We start from the raw sequence: 21,328 nt of genomic DNA, 5'->3' as shown, positions 1-21,328 counted from the left end.
AGGGAGAATGAAAGAAATGAAAGAGCAAGTATTACAAGTAACAAAAGGTGACTTTGTAGGATCAGCAAGTGGAGCGGTAGTATTAACAGCATTAATCGTATTTCTATCAAGTGTATTAGTGTAATAGAAGTTTTACATTATACAAAATGAAAGGAGAATGAGGAATATGAACAGTGAACAAGTGTTACAAGTAACAAAAACAGATTTATTAGGATCATTAGGTGGAGCGGTAGTATTAACATCATTTATTCTATTCCTTGCAAATGTATTAGTATGAGACATATAAATACAATTATTCAAAAAAAATAAAGACTCTAGCATATTAGTAAGTAATTAATATGTTGGGGTCTTTTTTATTTTTCTTCTATATATCCCTTCAAGTATGAATAGTCCCCTTTATTTTAAAGAGAAAAAAGTCGAATTTTATATGTAAGAAAAAAAGAGGAATTTGACAGAAAAGATAGAAAATTTTAAAGGTCAGAATTTGTTAGCTTGCTAACTAATTTCTATTAATTGATGTTGGAAGCGTTTTCGGTTGGTTTTAAGTATGGACCATTTAATCTATTTACAGGGGGATGAGGATTTTATGAAACAAAAATCTATGGATACGCTAGCTGCACAAATGGAGGACTTTTTTCCAGTACGTGATGTAGATCATTTGGAATTTTACGTAGGAAATGCAAAGCAATCAAGCTATTACCTTGCGAGAGCATTCGGATTCAAAATTGTGGCTTACTCTGGATTAGAAACTGGTAATCGTGAAAAAGTATCTTATGTTCTTGTGCAAAAAAATATGCGTTTCGTTGTGTCTGGGGCTTTAAGTAGCGACAATCGTATTGCAGAATTTGTAAAGACTCATGGTGATGGCGTGAAAGATGTGGCGTTACTTGTTGACGATGTTGATAAAGCATACTCGGAAGCGGTGAAACGTGGTGCCGTCGCAATTGCTCCGCCTGTAGAGTTAACAGATGAGAACGGTACATTGAAAAAAGCAGTTATTGGTACGTATGGTGATACAATTCATACGCTTGTAGAGCGTAAAAATTATAAAGGAACATTTATGCCAGGATTCCAAAAGGCTGAGTTTGATATTCCATTTGAAGAGTCAGGTTTAATTGCTGTAGACCATGTAGTTGGTAATGTTGAAAAGATGGAAGAGTGGGTTAGTTATTACGAGAACGTTATGGGCTTTAAACAAATGATCCATTTTGATGATGATGATATCAGTACAGAGTATTCAGCATTAATGTCGAAGGTTATGACAAATGGAAGTCGTATTAAGTTCCCTATTAACGAACCAGCAGATGGAAAGCGAAAATCACAAATTCAAGAGTATCTAGAATTCTACAATGGAGCAGGTGTACAGCATCTTGCTTTACTAACAAATGACATTGTTAAAACAGTAGAAGCGCTTCGTGCAAATGGTGTGGAGTTTTTAGATACACCAGATACTTATTATGATGAGTTAACTGCACGAGTTGGAAAAATTGATGAAGAAATTGATAAATTAAAAGAATTAAAGATTTTAGTAGATCGCGATGATGAAGGATACTTACTACAAATCTTTACGAAACCAATTGTAGATCGTCCAACTTTATTTATTGAAATCATTCAGCGTAAAGGTTCTCGTGGATTTGGAGAAGGAAACTTTAAAGCGTTATTCGAATCAATTGAAAGAGAACAAGAGCGTCGCGGGAATTTATAAAATTTATATCCACCAGCAATCATTCTTTTGCTGGTGGAAATTTCATTTTCATAAGGAGGAATCATGATGAAATTTGTTACATTTCGTCTTCCTTCAAAAGAAATGCGAGCTGGATGGCTTGAAGGTGACAAAGTAATCGATATGAATCTTGCTAGTGGTGGAAAATTACCTTCTTCTATGTTCGCCTTTTTAGAGAAAGCGGATGAGTATGTAGAAGTGTTGCGTAATATTAATAATCTGGAAAAGGGCATATATTCTTTAGAGGAAGTGCAATTAGCAGCAGCGATTCCTAATCCGAGTAGTATTAGGGATTTTTATGCATTTGAACAGCACGTAAAAACGGCACGTAGCCGAAGAGGGTTAGATGTTGTACCTGAATGGTACGATATCCCGGTTTTTTATTTTACGAACCATCGTGCTGTAATTGGTCCAGATGATGTTGTAATTAGTCCGAAGAAATCTAAAAAACTTGATTATGAGTTAGAGATTGCTTGCGTAATTGGGAAAGAAGGAAGAAATATTTCTCGTGAGCAAGCAGAGGAATATATTTTTGGTTATTGTATTATGAATGATTGGAGTGCAAGGGACTTACAAGCAACAGAAATGAAGGTAGGACTTGGTCCAGCGAAAGGAAAAGATTTTGCAACTTCATTAGGAGCGTACCTTGTTACGAAAGAGGAACTAGATATTTATCGTAATGGTGACCGTTATGAGTTAGAGATGACTGCTCATGTAAATGGAAAGCTATTATCAAAAGGGAACTTCCAAGATATTTACTATACATTTGCTGAAATGATTGAACGTGCTTCGGAAGACGTTACGTTATATCCAGGCGATGTGATTGGTTCTGGAACAGTAGGAACAGGTTGCATTTTAGAACTAGGCACAGAAGAGTGGCTACAAGATGGTGATGTGGTAGAACTTACGATTACTGGTTTAGGTACGTTACGTAATACGGTTAAAAAAGAAAGGGAAGCAGGTGATGGGCATGTTTTATCGTCACATGGGGGAGCTACCTCATAAACGACATGTACAATTCCGTAAAAAAGATGGGTCGCTTTATCGTGAACAGGTAATGGGAACAAAAGGTTTTTCTGGTACGCAATCTATTTTGTACCATCATTATATGCCAACGGAAGTAGGGCATGCGGCATTATCTCATTCTTGTCAGTTGCAGTATGAAGAAGATGTAGCTCTTGCTCATCGTCATTTTCGCACGAAAGAAAATAAAAAAACTGGCGATGCAGTAAGCGGAAGAAACTTTATGCTTGGGAATGAGGATTTATTAATTGGAGTAGTGACTCCAACAGAAAAAATGGACTATTTCTACCGTAATGGTGATGGCGATGAAATGTTATTTGTTCATTACGGAACGGGGAAAATTGAAACGATGTTTGGAACGATTCACTATCGAAAAGGCGATTATGTAACAATCCCAATTGGAACGATTTATCGTGTTATTCCTGATGAAGGAGAGACTAAGTTTCTTGTTGTAGAGGCGAATAGCCAAATTACAACACCGCGCCGCTATCGCAATGAGTATGGACAATTGTTAGAGCATAGTCCGTTTTGTGAGAGAGATATTCGTGGCCCGGAAAAATTAGAGACGTATGATGAAAAAGGTGAGTTTGTCGTAATGACAAAGTCGCGAGGGTATATGCATAAACATGTTTTAGGACACCATCCGTTAGATGTAGTTGGATGGGATGGCTATTTATATCCGTGGGTCTTTAATGTAGAGGACTTTGAACCAATTACAGGTCGTATTCATCAGCCACCTCCAGTACATCAAACGTTCGAGGGTCACAATTTCGTTATTTGCTCTTTCGTACCACGTTTATACGACTATCATCCAGAATCTATTCCGGCACCGTATTATCATAGTAACGTGAATAGTGATGAAGTACTGTACTACGTAGAAGGTAACTTTATGAGCCGAAAAGGTGTGGAGGAAGGGTCTATTACACTTCATCCGAGCGGCATTCCTCATGGGCCACATCCTGGGAAAACAGAGGCGAGTATAGGGAAAAAAGAAACGCTTGAATTAGCTGTTATGATAGATACATTCCGTCCGCTTCGTATTGTAAAACAAGCACATGAAACAGAAGATGAAAAATATATGTATAGCTGGATTGAAGAGGGATCATATACTGTGAAATAAGTAAAAAGAGGCATGCTCAATAACGGAGCATGCCTCTTTCATGGAATCGACATGTATAATAATACCAAAGAAAGTTATAGAAAGATATATAGAAAGAATGATAAAAATCGTGCATATTCATAAGAGTTTCTACTTATTTCGACAAAAGTATTGACTGGGGAAAGTACTATGAGTAAAATAAAAAAGCGAATTAAAAATTTTCAGAAAATTTAAAACTTGGAGGAGCATGCTATGAAGCAAATTTTTCAAAAGAAGCCTATTGCGAAGTTAATGCAAGAGAGTAAACAAAAGACGTTAGCAAGAACATTGGGCGCACTAGATTTAACGATGTTTGGAATCGGGGCAATTGTTGGAACGGGTATTTTTGTTCTAACGGGCGTGGTAGCAGCGAAACATTCTGGACCAGCTATTATATTATCATTTGCGATAGCCGCGTTAGCCTGTGCCTTTGCTGCATTTTGTTATGCTGAATTCGCTTCTTCAGTTCCTGTCTCAGGCAGTGTGTACACGTACACATATGCGACGATGGGAGAAGTATTCGCATTTTTAATTGGATGGGACTTAATGCTTGAGTATTTACTTGCTACATCTGCTGTGGCAAACGGTTGGTCCGCTTATTTCCAATCTTTATTAAAGGGATTTGGAATCCATATTCCTACCATTCTCTCCTCGGCCCCTGGTACAGGAAAGGGTGGAATCATTGATTTACCTGCAGTTCTAATTATTTTAGTGATGACTGTTCTTTTATCTAGAGGTGTTCGTGAAAGTGCACGTGTAAATAATATTATGGTATTTATTAAAATAGCGGTTGTTCTTATTTTTATCTTTGCTGGTTTTAATTATGTAAAACCTGAAAACTGGACGCCTTTTATGCCGTTTGGTTTAGATGGTGTAATGGCTGGAGCTGCTACAGTATTCTTTGCATTCATAGGGTTTGATGCAGTTTCAACAGCGGCAGAAGAAGTGAAGCGCCCCCAGCGTGATTTACCAATTGGTATTATTGCATCGTTATTAATTTGTACAGTTCTTTATATCGTTGTTTCGCTTATTTTGACAGGAATTGTTCCATACGGACAGCTAAATATATCAGATCCAGTTGCTTTTGCACTTCAATTTATTGGACAAGATGGTTTAGCGGGAGTAATTTCAGTAGGAGCAATTACAGGAATCACGACAGTAATGCTAGTTATGATGTATGGGCAAGTACGTGTTTCGTATGCAATGAGTAGAGATGGATTATTGCCGAAACGTCTTGCTAAAGTTCACCCGAAATTTAAAACACCGTTTTTAAATACGTGGACAACGGGAATTATTGCAGCGCTTATTTCAGGATTAATAGATTTAAATGTATTAGCGCATCTTGTAAATATGGGGACTTTATCAGCCTTTGCACTTGTAGCTGTTGCTGTTATTGTAATGAGAAGAACACATCCTGATTTACCAAGAGCATTTAAGGCGCCGCTTGTACCATTTTTACCAGCGTTAACAGTAATTTTTTGTTTATACTTAATGCTTCAATTATCCGGAACGGCTTGGATTAGTTTTGGGATATGGATGGTTATCGGTATTGCAGTTTACTTCTTATATAGCCGTAAACATAGTGCTTTAAATAATAGTAAAGACGAAGAAGATGTAGCAAATCTATAAGTAGGAAAATCCATTCTAATTCTGTTAGAATGGATTTTTTTATTTGAAAATTTACATTTTTCTGAATGTATTATAAGATAATTGTTGGCGAACTAAAGGGGTGAAATGATGAAAAATACGTGGCGTGAGTTAAGGGAGATGGATCGTAACGTATGGATTCGGTTTATTGGTGAGACGTTAAATGGAATTGCAATGATGATGTTGATGCCTTTTTTTGCATTATATTTAAAAGATAAGGTGGATTCTTTATTGCAGGTCGGAGTGATTATGGCGCTTTCTCCAATTGCTGCAAGCTTTGGATCAATTATAGGGGGAAGAATTGCTGATATATATGGAAGAAAACCGATTATGATATTTTCGATGGCGAGCAATGCGGTATTCATGCTCGGTTTTTTATTTATAGAAGGATTTATTCCATATGCGATTTTATCTATTTTTTTAGGATTAAGTAATTCGTTATTTCATCCAGCTGCATCAGCGATGGTTGCGGATGTAACGGCGCCAGAAAAAAGAACAGAAGCATATGGTTTATTGCGAATGGGACACAATATAGGTGCTGCAATTGGTCCGATAATGGGGGCTTCAGTAGTTATGTTATCGAAGAACCTTGTGTTTATTATTGCCGCATCTACGATGTTATTTTATGCATTACTTGTATTCGTCCTTATTCAAGAGACAATGCCAAAGAGTACGAATAAAGAAGGTGATACAGAAAAAGAATCAGGAGCAGTGTGGAAAATTGTATTGCGAGATAAGGCACTCATGATTTATTTATTAGCAGGTATCATTATTTCGATGGGATTTTCTCAAACAGAAGGCATGTTGCCACTGCACTTTGACAATGAAATGAAAGATATTTTTGGAACTAACAATCCATATCCATATTTAATGGCTTTAAATGGACTATTAGTTGTGTTGTTCCAATTTCAAATTTCAAAATGGGTCACAGATAAACCTGTTGGAAAGACGATGTTATATGGTGCATGTTTGTTTGGGATTGGGTTATTTTTCATAGGGTGGTTACCGAAGTGGTTTGGAGGACTTGATACAAATGCTACGATTATTTTAATAACTTTACTGTTTGTATATGCCATATATACGTTAGGTGAGATGATTATGTCGCCTGTACAGATGACGTTTGTAGCGAATTTGGCCCCTGAGCATTTGAGGGGGACTTATATGGGAGCTGCAAGTTTGCAGTGGATTACAGGAAGTGCATTCGGCCCACTTCTTGGAGGTTTTTTATTAGACCGATTACTTGGCCACTTTCTATTTACAATTTTAGCTGTAGGTTGTGTAGTTGCAGGTATTGTATATATTTCTTTAGACCGCCTTGTTGAACAAAGGCAAAAAAGCACACTAACCAAACAATCTTCTTAATAATTAGATGACATACACAAAAAGGGGATTTCTACATATTTTAGGTACATAACTAGATTGAGTTGCAATTTTATATATCTATGAAGAAATTTAAGTGGAAAAAGTATAGAAAACCAATAAGTGGTGTCATTTAATTATTTGTGGAAGTTGCATTTTATTTCAAATAGGAACTACCTATTTTTATAAAAAGTGCTAAAATAGAAAAATGAAAACAATTGGTTAGGGTGATTTCAGTGACAAAAATTAAATTAGGTTTATTATATGGTGGAAAATCAGCTGAGCATCAAGTTTCGCTACAAACGGCTCTTGCTGCTATTAAAGCATTAAATCAAGATAAATTCGAGATTCATCCAATTTATATTACAGAACAAGGTCAATGGGTACGCGGTGAGCGTATTGAAGGTGAAGTAACAGATGTTGAAGTTCTAAAAATGAGCGGTGCAGAAAATGCGATTTCTCCGTTATCATTAAGCACAGAAATCATTCCATCTACAAATGCTGAGGAAAATGCTATCGATGTTATTTTCCCATTACTACATGGACCAAATGGTGAAGATGGAACGGTGCAAGGATTATTAGAATTAATGAACATTCCGTATGTAGGAAATGGTGTTCTAGCATCTGCTGCTGGTATGGATAAAGTTGTTATGAAAAACATCTTTGCAGAAGCTGGATTGAAACAAGCAAAATATGCATCATTTATTCGTAGTGCATGGGAAAAAGATCGTGAAACAGCATATGAAAAAGTAGAAGAAGTATTAGGATACCCTTGCTTCGTAAAACCAGCAAACCTTGGTTCAAGTGTTGGGATTAATAAGTGTAAAAATCGTGAAGAACTTGAGAATGCATTTGAAGAAGCATTCCAATTTGACCGTAAAATTATTGTGGAAGAAAATATCGTTGGACGTGAAGTAGAAGTTGGTGTACTAGGTAATGATGAACCGAAATGTTCAGTTGTAGGTGAAATCGTACCTAAAAAAGACTTCTATGATTATAAGTCGAAATACATCGATGGTGATACAGCGTTAATTATTCCAGCTGAAATGACAGAAGAAGAGTCTAATGTTATTAAGCGAGATGCGATTGTTGCATTCCAATCGTTAGATGGCGCTGGCTTAACGCGAGCTGATTTCTTCTTAACGAAAGATGGAGAAGTATATATTAACGAAGTGAATACGATGCCAGGATTTACGCCGTTTAGTATGTTCCCTCTACTATGGCAACATACTGGATTACCGTATCCGGAATTAATTGAAGAGCTAATTCGTTTAGCAATGGAGCGTCACGAAGAAAAACAAAAAATTAAATATACAATCTAACAAAAAAAGGAGGAGGCACTATTCGAAGGAATAGTGCTTCCTCTATGTAAGGAGTGTTTTTATGATAAATCGAACGTTAAAACAAGTAGAACAAATGACAAATGGTACGGGATTAGCAGAGCAGTATGAGGGAATTACTATACAAGGAGTGTCTATTGATACGAGAAAAATCGAAAAAGGAAACTTATATGTTCCGATTCAAGGTGAACGTTTCGATGGACATGCTTTTGTAGATAAAGCTGTTGAAAATGGAGCTGTGGCGACATTATGGATGAAAGATGTAGCAAATCCACCTGAGAATCTTCCGGTTATTTTTGTGGAAGACACGCTATCAGCATTACAAATGTTAGCAAAAAACTATCGCGACCAATTGGACGTTAAAGTGATTGGTGTGACAGGTAGTAACGGTAAAACATCTACAAAAGATATTGTAACAAGTCTTCTTGCGACTAAATTCAAAGTTCAAAAAACAGAAGGAAACTTCAATAATCATATCGGGCTACCTCTTACTATTTTAAACTTAGAAGAAAATACAGAAGTAGCTGTATTAGAAATGGGAATGTCAAGCCGCGGGGAAATTGAATTCTTATCTAAGTTAGCTCGTCCAAATGCAGCTATCATTACGAACATTGGTGAAGCGCATTTAATGGACTTAGGCTCTCGTGAGGCAATTGCTGAAGCGAAATTAGAAATTGTGACAGGATTACAAGAAGGTGGAGTGTTCGTATATAACGGAGATGAGCCGTTATTAACGAATCGTGTTCCTGAAATGAATTTAATAGCTGAAACAGTTACGTTTGGTGATGCTAGAGCAAATGATTACTATCCAACGACTGTAACGTTACAAGCAACTGGGACACACTTTAAAATGAATAGAGAAGAAAACATTTCATTCTATCTACCGGTATTAGGGAAACACAATGTGTATAATACGCTTGCTTCTATGGCAATTGCGAAACATTTTGGTGTAACGTGGGAAGAGATGAAAGAAGGTTTAGTAACACTTCAAATGACAGGCATGCGTATGGAAATTGTAAAAACAAATAGTGGATTAACAATTATCAACGATGCTTATAATGCAAGTCCAACAGCTATGGAAGCAGCATTCCACCTAATGAATGGTTTAGATGGATTCTCTAAAAAGATTGTTGTTCTCGGCGATATGTTAGAGCTTGGAGATCAAGAAGTACAGTTTCATTATGAGGTAGGTAAATTAATCGATCCAGCAAAAATCTCCTATGTGTTCACATATGGTAAATTAGGGGCTCAAATTGCTGAAGGAGCGAAAATTAATTTCCCTAACGAACGTGTAAAGGCTTATGATAATAAAGAAGAGTTAGTAAAAGAGTTGCAAGCAGTAGTCGATGCAAAAGATGTTGTATTAATAAAAGCATCTCGCGGTATGAAATTGGAAGAAGTAATTACGATGTTGAAATAATTGGTGTATATAAATAGGGATGATAGCAACGAAAAAAGAAGAAACTTATAATAAGCGCTTACAGTAAATATAAAAAAATAAAAGTGAAGAAAAAACCTCTGAATATGAAAATAAGGTAACAGTTGGGTTTGCTTTTTACACATACAAAACTTATAATTGATAAAGTGTAATAACGTTTAGAAGTATTTTCGTGAAGAATATACGCCCGTTTATATACGTGAGCATTCAGGAAAAGGGCTTTTCCGCAAATTCGGAAAACGCCTTTTTTTAAATGATAAGTATAGGATAGAAAAGGAGAAGTAACATTGACAACATTTCGAGAATTAGGATTAAGTGATTCTTTACTGCAATCTGTTGAAAGTATGGGCTTTGAAGAGGCTACGCCAATTCAAGCTGAAACAATTCCACATGCATTGCAAGGTAAGGATATTATTGGGCAAGCACAAACAGGTACAGGGAAAACAGCAGCATTCGGATTACCACTATTAGATAAAGTGGATACACATAAAGAATCGGTTCAAGGTATTGTTATCGCGCCAACGCGTGAATTAGCAATTCAAGTTGGAGAAGAGCTATACAAAATTGGTAAACATAAACGCGTTCGTATCTTACCAATTTACGGTGGTCAAGATATTAACCGCCAAATTCGTGCTCTAAAAAAACACCCACACATTATTGTTGGTACGCCGGGTCGTATTTTAGATCATATTAACCGTAAAACACTTCGCTTACAAAACGTAGAGACAGTTGTTCTTGACGAAGCGGATGAAATGTTAAACATGGGCTTCATTGAAGATATTGAAGCAATTTTAACAGATGTGCCAGAAACACACCAAACATTACTATTCTCAGCGACAATGCCGGATCCAATCCGTCGTATTGCTGAGCGTTTCATGACTGAGCCTCAACACATTAAAGTAAAAGCAAAAGAAGTAACAATGCCAAACATTCAGCAGTTCTATTTAGAAGTGCAAGAAAAGAAAAAGTTTGATGTATTGACACGCTTATTAGACATTCAATCTCCAGAGCTTGCGATTGTATTCGGTCGTACAAAGCGTCGTGTTGATGAATTATCAGAAGCATTAAATTTACGTGGTTATGCTGCGGAAGGTATCCACGGTGATTTAACTCAGGCGAAACGTATGTCTGTATTACGTAAGTTCAAAGAAGGTTCTATTGAAGTTCTTGTTGCAACAGACGTTGCTGCACGTGGTCTTGATATTTCAGGTGTAACACACGTATACAACTTCGATATTCCACAAGATCCAGAATCATACGTTCACCGTATTGGCCGTACTGGTCGTGCAGGTAAAAAAGGTATTGCAATGCTATTTGTAACACCACGTGAATCTGGACAATTAAAAAATATCGAGCGTACAACAAAACGTAAAATGGACCGCATGGATGCACCAACACTTGACGAGGCACTAGAAGGTCAACAACGTTTAATCGCTGAAAAACTTCAAAACACAATTGAAAATGAAAACTTAGCATACTACAAGCGTATTGCGGAAGAAATGTTAGAAGAGAACGACTCTGTAACAGTAGTAGCTGCTGCTTTAAAAATGATGACAAAAGAGCCAGATACAACTCCAATCGCTTTAACATCAGAACCACCAGTTGTTGCAAGAGGTGGCGGTTCTAAAAAACGCGGCGGTAACGGAGGCGGATACCGTGATGGTAACCGTAATCGTAGTCGTGATGGACGCGGTGGCGATGGTCGTAACCGTGACCGCAATCGTGATGGTCGTAATCGTGACGGTAACCGTGATCGCAATCGTGATGGCGGCAACCGTGGTCGTCGTGGAGAAGGTCAAGGTCGCCCAGGATCTTCAAACGGACGCGGCGAAAGAAAACATCATAGCCGTAAGCCACAAGCTTAATAGTAAAAAAGAGAATGCCCTTTTCCGGCATTCTCTTTTTTTATTTCTGTAATTGTACATACTACATAATAACTTGTGTAGAAATGAGGTGCTACATGCTTGTAAGACTTGGGTATGTTGCGATGAGTGTACATTTGAAAAACGCATCCCCATCTCAAACGATGACGTACGCGCAGTTTCAAAAAATAGATGATCGGGAAGCGGCGATTCGTAAACTTGAAAGAATTGCTAATTCGAATTTGGAAAATTGCTTACGGTTATTAAAACATAACAAAGGCCATGATATATCCTTTTTTCGACTTAGTTCCAAGTTGATTCCTTTAGCGAATCATGAGGAGTTGTTAGAGTGGAACTACATTCGTCCCTTAAAAGAAAATTTAAAAGTGTTAGGTGATTACGCTATTCGAATGAATATGCGTATTGATTTTCATCCAGATCATTTTGTTGTACTTAATTCACCCGAGGAGAATATTTTTAAACAATCTGTCAAGACATTACAAATGCATAGAAAATTATTAAAAGGTATGGGAATTGAACATAAGCAACGATGTGTAATGCATGTTGGGGGCGGATATAAAGATAAAGAGCTCGCATTAGAGCGTTTTATAGAGAATTGGTCTAACGTCCCAAGAGGTATTCAGGAAATGATTATGTTAGAAAATGATGATACAACTTTTACGCTCGAGGACACATTATATTTAGGAGAAAAGTTGGACATTCCCGTTGTATTTGATTTACATCATCATATGATGAATCATGATCGAGAAGATTGGCATGAAGATTGGGCGCGTGTTATACATACGTGGGAATCGTCTTTGTTACCGGTGAAAATGCACATTTCTAGTCCTAGAGAGGGAAAAGACCCAAGGGCACATGCGGACTTTATTAATGTAGATACTTTTTTATCTTTTTTAAAAAAGATAAAAGGAAGTGTTCCGCAAATTGATTGTATGATTGAAGCGAAGAAGAAGGATGAGTCTTTATTTCAACTCATGAGAGATTTAAGTGAACAAACAGATGTGGAAATTGTCGATGGTGCGAGCTTTTATATTAAATGAGCTCTGCACCATCGAGTTTTTTTATTAATAGAGGAGTGCAAATACCACCAATGATCAATCCTGTTAAATGGCTGATAGGGTTGGCAGAGGGATTGAAGAAAGTGAATAGTAGCAATATACATATCATAATTGAAAAAATAGCGATGTCTCTTGGATTGGAAGAACGATATCGGCTATACAATAGAAATAACTGTGCGCCTAGCAATCCGAAAATGCCACCAGATGCCCCGGCATGAATATATTCATAAGGCATAATAAGATAAGAGGACATATTTCCGAGAATGCCAGAAAGGAAAAAAATAATGATGAAAGACAAGTGCCCTAGTTGTTTTTCAATAGAAGAGCCAAGCACGAATAAACAAATACTATTAAAAAGAAAATGTTGTAAGTCTACATGTACGAGCAGGGAAGTTAGGAGACGCCACCATTCTCCTTTAGCGATATATTCATTAGAAGCTGCCATAGGAAAGAGGGGAAAATCACCTAATATAATCATGATTAATTGTATGAGAAGTAAAGCGATGGTGATTGGTTGTAAGGAAATGCGGGCGGATGGTATTAGCATGTTGTGAGTATCACTCCTTTTGCATCAGAAAGATTCTCTGTTATTCTTACAATATGAAAAAAGAAAGCTAAATAGAAGAAGGGGATTTTGAAATGATTGTAGGGATTGGAATCGATATTATTGAATTGAATCGAATTGAAAAAATGATAGATGGAAAGCTTAAATTTATGGAACGTATTTTAACTGAAAGTGAACGTAATGTTGCAAAGGGGCTGAAGGGAAGTCGCCTTACAGAGTTTGTAGCTGGAAGATTTGCAGCGAAAGAGGCGTATTCAAAAGCGGTAGGGACTGGTATCGGGAAAGAAGTGAGTTTTTTAGATATTGAAGTAAGAAATGATGATAGAGGTAAGCCGATTCTTATTACAAGTACAGAGCATATTGTTCATTTATCAATTAGTCATAGTAAGGAATTTGCTGTTGCTCAAGTTGTTTTAGAAAGCTCGTCACGCTAGTCTGCATATTTTATATCTTTGTCTCATATATTTGTGGTAGCGATAAGGAAGGTACATCTTCCATTCATTTATAGGGGCAAAGGGGCTGAAGTGATGAAAAGGCGTCTGTTTTTAGTTCTTGTCGGTTTATTAACCGTTTTTGTGTTGGCCGGTTGTATGGAAAAGAAACAAGATGATGTTGTGAGAGATTTAGAGGCGAAAGTAAAAGGGTTGAAAAGCTATCAAGCTGAAGCGAAATTATCTATTAAAACAGGGAATGAGCCTCAGGAGTATAAGGTAGAAATATGGCATAAGGAACCTTCTTTTTATCGTGTGAATTTGCAGAATGCGAAAAAAGATCAAAGTCAAATTATTTTAAGGAATGAAGAAGGTGTATTTGTATTAACGCCAGCGCTTAATAAGAGTTTCCGTTTCCAAAGTGATTGGCCGCAAAATAGTAGCCAGGCTTATTTATACGAATCCCTTGTGAGGGATATTTTGCAGGATAAGAAAAACCTTACTTTTGAAAAAACAGATAAGTATTATATCTTTAAAACAAAAACAAATTATCAACACCAAAACATGTTGCCGAAACAAGAGATTACATTGAAGAAAAGTGATTTAACACCAGTTTCGGTGAAGTTAATGGATAATGATCAAAATGTTCTTGTAAAAGTAGATTTCTCTAAAGTGAAATTTGATGCGAAATTTGATAAAGGTGCATTTGATACGAAACAAAATATGTCTAGAGCGCAAGTAGATGTTCAAACGACAGCGAAAGAAGAAAAACCATTTGCTATTTTGTATCCGCGTGATACGCCGCAAGGTATGACTTTGAAAGATGAAAAAGAGTTGAAGACAGACAGTGGCAAGCGTGCGATACTCACATACACTGGAAGTAAGAAATCCTTTACTTTAATACAAGAAAAGGCAAAAGTTGCAGAGGCTTCGTCAGCGATAAGTGTGAGCGGAGAATTAGTTGATCTTGGCTTTACAATTGGAGCATTGACGAAAGACTCTTTAACGTGGTCGCATAACGGAGTAGAATATATGCTCGTGTCTAAAGGTTTAGAGCCGAAGGAGCTGTTAATGGTTGCTCGTTCAGTTACAGAGAAGCAAGTGAAGTAAACTTCTTAGACGTGGTGATATATGTGCACCACGTCTTTTCTTAGTTTGAAGGGTGGATTTCATAAAAGAAGCATATAAAAGAATAAGCTTCGCATATCGTGTATAAGGAAGTGTGTTTATGGAAGAAGCGCCATTTTACCGTGACACTTGGGTGGAAGTGGATTTAGATGCGATTTATAACAATGTTACACATATTAAAGAATTTATCCCAAGTGGTGTAGAAATTTTTGCCGTAGTTAAAGGGAATGCATATGGGCACGATTATGTACCGGTGGCTAAAACAGCATTAGAAGCGGGGGCGACAAGGTTAGCAGTTGCGTTCTTAGATGAAGCTTTAGTGCTTCGAAGAGCTGGTATTACTGCGCCGATTTTAGTGTTAGGTCCTTCTCCTCCTCGTGATATAAATGTAGCTGCTGAAAATGATGTAGCATTAACTGTTTTTCAAAAGGAATGGGTAGATGAAGCAATCAAACTTTGGGATGGTTCGTCTACGATGAAATACCATATTAATTTCGATAGTGGTATGGGGAGAATTGGAATACGTGAACGTAAAGAATTAAAAGGATTTTTAAAAAGCTTAGAAGGTGCACCATTCTTAGAATTGGAAGGAGTTTATACGCATTTTGCAACGGCAGATGAGGTGGAGACTTCTTACTTTGATAAGCAATATAACACATTTTTGGAGCAGTTAAGTTGGTTGAAAGAATTCGGAGTGGATCCTAAGTTTGTTCATACAGCTAATAGTGCTGCAACGCTACGTTTTCAAGGGATTACATTTAATGCGGTACGAATTGGCATTGCGATGTATGGGTTATCTCCATCTGTAGAAATACGCCCTTTTTTACCGTTTAAATTAGAACCAGCGCTATCATTGCATACGAAAGTTGCTCATATTAAACAGGTGATTAAAGGGGATGGAATTAGTTATAACGTCACTTATCGAACGAAAACTGAAGAATGGATTGCGACTGTTGCAATTGGTTATGCAGATGGCTGGCTTAGAAGATTACAAGGATTTGAAGTGCTTGTAAATGGTAAAAGGGTACCGATTGTAGGGCGAGTAACAATGGATCAATTCATGATTCACCTTCCTTGTGAAGTGCCTCTTGGCACGAAAGTTACACTCATTGGAAGGCAAGGAGATGAATATATTAGCGCTACAGAGGTTGCGGAATATTCAGGGACTATTAATTATGAAATTATTACAACGATTAGTTTCCGTGTGCCGAGAATATTTATACGGAACGGTAAAGTTGTGGAAGTAATCAATTATTTGAATGATATATAGAATGTAGTATGATTTGCTTCTTGTCATGTGAGAGGACTTTTCGGTGGCTAAGAATAAGTTCGTTTTTTGACGAGAAGCTTTTTACTTATCATTACTTTTAACATAATTTAACGTGGAAACTCTTCCGTTTCTTGTTGTAATGAGATAAAAAATAAAAGAATATGAATGTTTTGTTTGTGAATTGGAAAACATAAGCAAGGAATAAGGAAGTCTTTGCAACAGGCTCCATACAATGGTATTATTACAATAGGTGTCATATATATATTTGGGTGTGTAGTTGACGGTGGAGGTGTATTTTTGTGTCCGAATCAAGTGTAACTACTGAAATCGTGGTTCGGTTGCCAAAGCAAATGGTAACGGAATTGGACGGAATTGGAAAACAAGAGAATAAGAATCGCCATGAACTAATTTGCCAGGCAACACAACTGTTATTGCGTCAACATAAGACGAAGAAACGCTACCAACATGAATCAATGCGACGTGGGTACATTGAAATGGGAAAAATTAATCTTGGTATTGCATCTGAAGCTTTCTTAGCAGAGTATGAAGCAGCTCATACAGTAGAACGCTTAGTTAGCGGGGGGTAATATTTTGATTGTAAAACGCGGCGACGTGTATTTTGCAGACCTTTCCCCAGTTGTTGGTTCTGAGCAAGGAGGCGTTCGTCCGGTTCTTGTCATTCAAAATGACATCGGAAATCGTTTTAGTCCAACGGTGATTGTAGCGGCTATTACTGCACAGATTCAAAAAGCGAAATTACCCACTCATGTGGAAATTGATGCGAAAAAGTACGGTTTTGAGAGAGATTCTGTTATTTTACTTGAGCAGATTCGAACAATCGATAAGCAGCGCTTAACGGACAAAATCACTCACTTAGATGAAGTGATGATGATTCGTGTAGATGAAGCGCTACAAATTAGTTTAGGACTAATAGATTTTTAAATCGGCAGTTTAAGTTGCTCTCTTTGAAGGGCAACTTTTTTTATTATAGAGGAGGTTGCGGTTGTATATGGAAATGGTAGATAATCGACAAGCGTTAATGAAAATGTTAGTGAAGGAATTAGGCTTTACCGAAAAGCAAGTTCGTCATGTTATTCAATTAACAGAAGAAGGTAACACAGTTCCATTTATTGCTCGTTACCGAAAAGAATGGACAGGCTCTTTAGATGAAGTGCAAATTCGTATGATTTTAGAGAGATGGCAATATATGATGCAGCTTGAAGATAGGAAAGAAGAGGTTCTTCGTCTTATTGATGAGAAGGGGAAACTGACAGGAGAATTACGTCAGCAAATTGTGAAAGCTACAAAGTTGCAAGAAGTAGAAGATTTATATCGTCCGTATAAAGAGAAGAGAAGAACGAAAGCAACGATTGCAAAAGAAAAAGGATTAGAGCCATTAGCTGAATGGTTATTGTTATATACGAAAGAAGATCCGAATCAGAAGGCAATAGAGTTTATAAATGCCGAGAAAGAAGTGCAATCTGCAGAAGAAGCATTGCAAGGTGCTCAAGACATTATTGCAGAAATCGTTTCAGATGAAGCGGTATATCGTAGTTGGATTCGGAACGTGACTTTTAGAAAAGGTGTTATGTCTTCGGCTGTAAAAGATGAAGAGAAAGATGAAAAAAATATATATGAAATGTATTACAGCTATGAAGAACCGTTGCAGAAAGTCGTGCCGCATCGCGTATTAGCGATGAATCGAGGTGAGAAAGAAGATATATTGAGAGTTTCTGTTGTTCCACCAGTAGATGAGATAGTAACTTTCTTATATAAGAAAGTAATTCGTGATAACGATTCAAAAAGTGCACAGTATGTAAAATTAGCAATAGAGGATGGTTATAAACGATTAATTCAACCCTCTATTGAAAGGGAGATTCGAAAAGAATTAACAGAAACAGCTGAGGAACAAGCGATACATATTTTCTCTGAGAACTTACGTAATTTGTTATTACAGCCTCCAATGAAAGGAAAGGTTGTGTTAGCTGTAGACCCTGCATATAGAACGGGTTGTAAATTAGCTATCGTAGACGATACGGGGAAAGTTCTATATATTGATGTTATTTATCCGCATCCACCGGTGCGTAAATATGAAGATGCAAAAGCGAAAGTTCTTTCTATTATAGATAAATATCAAGTTGAAATGATTGCGATTGGGAATGGTACAGCTTCTAGAGAATCGGAAGAATTTATAGTTGATGTATTACAAAATGTGAAACGAGAAGTCTTCTATATTATTGTAAACGAAGCTGGTGCGAGTGTGTATTCGGCTTCTGATTTAGCACGTGAGGAATTCCCAGATTTACAGGTTGAAGAAAGAAGTGCGGTTTCTATCGGTAGACGTCTGCAAGATCCACTTGCTGAACTTGTAAAGATTGATCCGAAATCAGTTGGGGTTGGACAATACCAACATGATGTATCTCAAAAAAGATTAAATGAATCATTAACGTTTGTAGTAGAGACGGCAGTTAACCAAGTCGGTGTGAATGTAAATACAGCTTCAGTTGCGTTGTTGCAATATGTTTCGGGTTTATCAAAAACTGTTGCGAAAAATATTGTAGCAAAGCGTGAAGAAGAAGGGAAATTTACAAAACGAACAGACTTAAAGAAAATACCACGTCTAGGTGCGAAGACATATGAACAATGTATAGGTTTCTTACGTATATTAGAAGGGGCAAATCCGTTAGACCGTACAGGTATTCATCCAGAACAATATAAAAATGTTGAATTGTTATTGAAGAGTCTAGGATTATCAAAAGATGACGTAGGGCAACCGCAATTACAAAAGAGTTTAGAAGAAGTAGAGATTTCTAAGTTGTCGCAAGAAACGGGAGTTGGAGAACCAACATTAGTTGATATTATAGATGCACTCATTAGTCCAGAGCGAGACATGAGGGATGAGTTGCCTAAACCGCTTCTGAAAAAAGGGATTTTGAAATTAGAAGATTTAAAACGTGGTATGGAACTGGAAGGAACAGTTCGTAACGTTGTTGATTTTGGTGCTTTTGTTGATGTAGGTGTGAAACAAGATGGTTTAGTACATATTTCTAAACTAAGCAAACAATACGTGAAGCATCCGTTAGATGTTGTATCTGTCGGACAAATCGTCAAAGTATGGGTAGATGATATTGATACGAAAAAAGGTCGCGTTGCATTATCTATGTTGCCGATTGAATAGTAAGAGAAGAGAGCAGATGAAACTGCTCTTTTTTTATAGGATAAAACGTGTAATGGATTAAGAACTTTGATGTATTTTGCTATAATAAAACCAGCATTCATTTAATAATTTAATTTGATACCGGTTTTTTTCAAAATATGCGCGTTGCATTTGTTTTTTGAGCCATGTAGGCATAGGAATCCCTCCTTGTTTAATCCTACTCTCATAAATGTAAAGTAATATTGATGAGAGGTTGGTGAGTGGATTTCTATTTTTGCTATGTTTTTAGAAACCACGCTTCTTGAATGAGGATGGGTATATGTACTATTTAATATATGTATAAGAGAGGAGAAAAGTGTAAAAATATTTTTTTGTTTAGGAGGAATGAAAATGGATGAGCAAGAAATACAGCGGCTAGTGGAAGAAGTATCGCTACAATATTTCGGAATGCCGTTTTTACATAAGGCACTGTTTAATAGTAGGTTGCGTACAACTGGTGGACGTTATCTATTGAATACACACAATATTGAACTGAATTATCGATATTACGAAATGTATGGGAAAGAAGAATTAGTTGGAATTGTTAAACATGAACTTTGTCATTATCACTTACATATTACAGGAAGAGGATATAAGCACCGGGATAAGGATTTTCGCGAACTGTTAAAGGCAGTTGATGCGCCGCGGTTTTGTAAACGAATGATGAATGAAGAGAAGGAAAAAAAGGTTTATATGTATGAATGTATGGGATGCTCACTTCAATATGTAAGAAGACGTCAAATTAATACAAAAAGATATGTCTGCGGAAAGTGTAAAGGGAAACTAATCTTGATAAAGAAAACATCTTGACAGTGAAAACGCAATCCAGTATATTATAAACATGTCACGTTTGTACAAGATGTTGTGAAAAAACTTCTTGACTTACGATGAGAATTTTTATAAGATACAAATTGTCTTTATTATTCCGCAGTAGCTCAGTGGTAGAGCTATCGGCTGTTAACCGATCGGTCGTAGGTTCGAGTCCTACCTGCGGAGCCATATTTATAGAGAAGTACCCAAGTGGCTCAAGGGGCTCCCCTGCTAAGGGAGTAGATCGCGAACGCGGTGCGAGGGTTCGAATCCCTTCTTCTCTGCCATTCATATTGGCCCGTTGGTCAAGTGGTTAAGACACCGCCCTTTCACGGCGGTAACACGGGTTCGAATCCCGTACGGGTCACCACTTCGGAGGATTAGCTCAGCTGGGAGAGCACCTGCCTTACAAGCAGGGGGTCGGCGGTTCGATCCCGTCATCCTCCACCATAATAGTATAATGAAAAGTGAAATGACATTAATGTAAAGATTAAATGGTCCCGTGGTGTAGTGGTTAACATGCCTGCCTGTCACGCAGGAGATCGCCGGTTCGACCCCGGTCGGGACCGCCATTTTAACTTCTGCTAATTGGCAGTTGTTTTTTATTGGTCATTATGGTACAATAACATTTGTCTTTGAAAATAAGATAAGTATTTCGATGGGCTATAGCCAAGCGGTAAGGCAACGGACTTTGACTCCGTCATGCGCTGGTTCGAATCCAGCTAGCCCAGCCATTTACGAGCCATTAGCTCAGTTGGTAGAGCATCTGACTTTTAATCAGAGGGTCGAAGGTTCGAGTCCTTCATGGCTCACTTTTGTTTTTTCCGCGCGGTCGTGGCGGAACGGCAGACGCGCTAGGTTGAGGGCCTAGTGGGGGAAACCCCGTGGAGGTTCAAGTCCTCTCGGCCGCATCAAAAATCTTTTTTAAAAAAGTACTTGCATTTGAAAATGCAGTATGATAAGATAATTGAGTCGCCAAAATACAACGACGAAAAAACATCATGAATAAGCGCCCGTAGCTCAATTGGATAGAGCGTTTGACTACGGATCAAGAGGTTAGGGGTTCGACTCCTCTCGGGCGCGCCAATTACGGGAAGTGGCTCAGCTTGGTAGAGCACCTGGTTTGGGACCAGGGGGTCGCAGGTTCAAATCCTGTCTTCCCGACCACGCGGGTGTAGTTTAGTGGTAAAACAAGAGCCTTCCAAGCTCTGGTCGAGAGTTCGATTCTCTTCACCCGCTTTTAGTTCTTTGAAAACTGAACGAAACAAACAACGTGAAACGTCAATTTTTATTTTAGATGCTAGACAAACTAACTTTAT

Annotated in this window: 20 protein-coding genes and 11 tRNA genes; 29 read left to right on the top strand and 2 right to left on the bottom strand. The window is 37.5% G+C overall.

Features of this window, described 5'->3' with window-relative positions; all coding sequences use genetic code 11:
- Positions 1-7: 7 nt before the first annotated feature.
- From PDK19_RS21535 to uvsE, 11 genes are all read left to right on the top strand, one after another.
- Positions 8-124 carry a DUF3948 family protein gene (locus PDK19_RS21535; protein ID WP_000661718.1) on the top strand — a complete coding sequence of 39 codons (117 nt, stop codon included), beginning with the start codon at positions 8-10 and terminating at the stop codon, positions 122-124.
- A 42-nt stretch (positions 125-166) separates the two neighbouring features.
- Complete coding sequence (locus PDK19_RS21530) at positions 167-277, top strand: DUF3948 family protein (RefSeq protein WP_001083700.1); 111 nt, start codon at positions 167-169, stop codon at positions 275-277.
- Positions 278-586: 309 nt separating this feature from the next.
- Complete coding sequence (gene hppD / locus PDK19_RS21525; protein ID WP_000810913.1) at positions 587-1,705, top strand: 4-hydroxyphenylpyruvate dioxygenase; 1,119 nt, start codon at positions 587-589, stop codon at positions 1,703-1,705.
- A gap of 66 nt (positions 1,706-1,771) precedes the next feature.
- The gene (locus PDK19_RS21520) at positions 1,772-2,728 is read left to right on the top strand and encodes a fumarylacetoacetate hydrolase family protein (protein ID WP_049112730.1); all 957 of its coding nucleotides are present in this window, start codon (positions 1,772-1,774) and stop codon (positions 2,726-2,728) included.
- Entirely contained in the window at positions 2,694-3,866 is a 1,173-nt protein-coding gene (locus PDK19_RS21515) for a homogentisate 1,2-dioxygenase (protein WP_000499913.1), read from the top strand. Before PDK19_RS21520 ends, PDK19_RS21515 begins: the two co-directional genes overlap by 35 nt.
- A 231-nt stretch (positions 3,867-4,097) precedes the next feature.
- Entirely contained in the window at positions 4,098-5,513 is a 1,416-nt protein-coding gene (locus PDK19_RS21510) for an amino acid permease (RefSeq protein WP_270708024.1), read from the top strand.
- A 108-nt stretch (positions 5,514-5,621) separates the two neighbouring features.
- Positions 5,622-6,893 carry an MDR family MFS transporter gene (locus PDK19_RS21505; RefSeq protein ID WP_000799734.1) on the top strand — a complete coding sequence of 424 codons (1,272 nt, stop codon included), beginning with the start codon at positions 5,622-5,624 and terminating at the stop codon, positions 6,891-6,893.
- Between the two features lie 233 nt (positions 6,894-7,126).
- Positions 7,127-8,212: a D-alanine--D-alanine ligase gene (locus tag PDK19_RS21500; protein WP_000161446.1), complete on the top strand. Its 1,086-nt coding sequence runs from the start codon at positions 7,127-7,129 to the stop codon at positions 8,210-8,212.
- Between the two features lie 61 nt (positions 8,213-8,273).
- Entirely contained in the window at positions 8,274-9,650 is a 1,377-nt protein-coding gene (murF, locus tag PDK19_RS21495; protein WP_000610682.1) for a UDP-N-acetylmuramoyl-tripeptide--D-alanyl-D-alanine ligase, read from the top strand.
- Positions 9,651-9,955: 305 nt separating this feature from the next.
- Complete coding sequence (locus tag PDK19_RS21490; protein WP_000206582.1) at positions 9,956-11,533, top strand: DEAD/DEAH box helicase; 1,578 nt, start codon at positions 9,956-9,958, stop codon at positions 11,531-11,533.
- A 95-nt stretch (positions 11,534-11,628) separates the two neighbouring features.
- Complete coding sequence (gene uvsE / locus PDK19_RS21485) at positions 11,629-12,591, top strand: UV DNA damage repair endonuclease UvsE (protein ID WP_049112721.1); 963 nt, start codon at positions 11,629-11,631, stop codon at positions 12,589-12,591.
- Here uvsE and PDK19_RS21480 read toward each other — a convergent pair.
- Complete coding sequence (locus tag PDK19_RS21480) at positions 12,584-13,156, bottom strand: rhomboid family intramembrane serine protease (RefSeq protein ID WP_049112720.1); 573 nt, start codon at positions 13,154-13,156, stop codon at positions 12,584-12,586. The two genes, uvsE and PDK19_RS21480, sit on opposite strands and share 8 nt — an antisense overlap.
- Before the next feature lie 92 nt (positions 13,157-13,248).
- On the opposite strand from PDK19_RS21480, the gene acpS reads away from it, so the two are divergent.
- The 6 genes from acpS to PDK19_RS21450 all read left to right on the top strand — a co-directional run bounded on the left by acpS (position 13,249) and on the right by PDK19_RS21450 (position 19,181).
- On the top strand, positions 13,249-13,608 hold the full coding sequence (gene acpS, locus PDK19_RS21475; protein WP_000635037.1) for a holo-ACP synthase: 360 nt from the start codon (positions 13,249-13,251) through the stop codon (positions 13,606-13,608).
- Between the two features lie 156 nt (positions 13,609-13,764).
- Entirely contained in the window at positions 13,765-14,715 is a 951-nt protein-coding gene (locus PDK19_RS21470) for a LolA family protein (protein WP_049112731.1), read from the top strand.
- Positions 14,716-14,833: 118 nt separating this feature from the next.
- Positions 14,834-16,003 (top strand): alanine racemase, encoded by a 1,170-nt coding sequence (alr, locus tag PDK19_RS21465; protein ID WP_000390608.1) that lies wholly within the window; start codon positions 14,834-14,836, stop codon positions 16,001-16,003.
- A 299-nt stretch (positions 16,004-16,302) separates the two neighbouring features.
- Positions 16,303-16,590 (top strand): antitoxin EndoAI, encoded by a 288-nt coding sequence (locus PDK19_RS21460; RefSeq protein ID WP_000004570.1) that lies wholly within the window; start codon positions 16,303-16,305, stop codon positions 16,588-16,590.
- A gap of 4 nt (positions 16,591-16,594) precedes the next feature.
- Complete coding sequence (gene ndoA, locus PDK19_RS21455; RefSeq protein ID WP_000635963.1) at positions 16,595-16,945, top strand: type II toxin-antitoxin system endoribonuclease NdoA; 351 nt, start codon at positions 16,595-16,597, stop codon at positions 16,943-16,945.
- Positions 16,946-17,012: 67 nt separating this feature from the next.
- Positions 17,013-19,181, top strand: a complete 2,169-nt coding sequence (locus PDK19_RS21450; RefSeq protein WP_049112717.1) for a Tex family protein — start codon at positions 17,013-17,015, stop codon at positions 19,179-19,181.
- A 57-nt stretch (positions 19,182-19,238) separates the two neighbouring features.
- Here the strand turns inward: PDK19_RS21450 and cmpA are convergent, their stop codons facing one another.
- Positions 19,239-19,355, bottom strand: coding sequence for a cortex morphogenetic protein CmpA (gene cmpA / locus PDK19_RS21445; protein WP_001143642.1), 117 nt, complete (start codon positions 19,353-19,355; stop codon positions 19,239-19,241).
- Between the two features lie 195 nt (positions 19,356-19,550).
- On the opposite strand from cmpA, the gene PDK19_RS21440 reads away from it, so the two are divergent.
- From PDK19_RS21440 to PDK19_RS21385, 12 genes are all read left to right on the top strand, one after another.
- Positions 19,551-20,009, top strand: coding sequence for a SprT family protein (locus PDK19_RS21440; protein WP_000344243.1), 459 nt, complete (start codon positions 19,551-19,553; stop codon positions 20,007-20,009).
- Between the two features lie 114 nt (positions 20,010-20,123).
- Positions 20,124-20,198: transfer RNA gene (locus PDK19_RS21435), tRNA-Asn, on the top strand.
- A 7-nt stretch (positions 20,199-20,205) separates the two neighbouring features.
- Positions 20,206-20,296, top strand: a tRNA-Ser gene (locus tag PDK19_RS21430).
- An 8-nt stretch (positions 20,297-20,304) separates the two neighbouring features.
- Positions 20,305-20,379 (top strand) — tRNA-Glu (locus tag PDK19_RS21425).
- 4 nt (positions 20,380-20,383) lie between these two features.
- A tRNA-Val gene (locus PDK19_RS21420) sits at positions 20,384-20,459 on the top strand.
- A gap of 46 nt (positions 20,460-20,505) precedes the next feature.
- A tRNA-Asp gene (locus tag PDK19_RS21415) sits at positions 20,506-20,581 on the top strand.
- An 87-nt stretch (positions 20,582-20,668) separates the two neighbouring features.
- A tRNA-Gln gene (locus PDK19_RS21410) sits at positions 20,669-20,743 on the top strand.
- Between the two features lie 5 nt (positions 20,744-20,748).
- Positions 20,749-20,821: transfer RNA gene (locus tag PDK19_RS21405), tRNA-Lys, on the top strand.
- 16 nt (positions 20,822-20,837) lie between these two features.
- A tRNA-Leu gene (locus PDK19_RS21400) sits at positions 20,838-20,920 on the top strand.
- 98 nt (positions 20,921-21,018) lie between these two features.
- Positions 21,019-21,095 (top strand) — tRNA-Arg (locus PDK19_RS21395).
- Positions 21,096-21,099: 4 nt separating this feature from the next.
- Positions 21,100-21,176 (top strand) — tRNA-Pro (locus tag PDK19_RS21390).
- A 1-nt stretch (position 21,177) separates the two neighbouring features.
- Positions 21,178-21,248, top strand: a tRNA-Gly gene (locus PDK19_RS21385).
- Positions 21,249-21,328 lie beyond the last annotated feature (80 nt).

The organism is Bacillus cereus group sp. BcHK124, assembly GCF_027712065.1.
GTDB classification, from domain to species: domain Bacteria; phylum Bacillota; class Bacilli; order Bacillales; family Bacillaceae_G; genus Bacillus_A; species Bacillus_A pacificus.
This window is presented reverse-complemented; position numbering and strand designations above follow the sequence as displayed.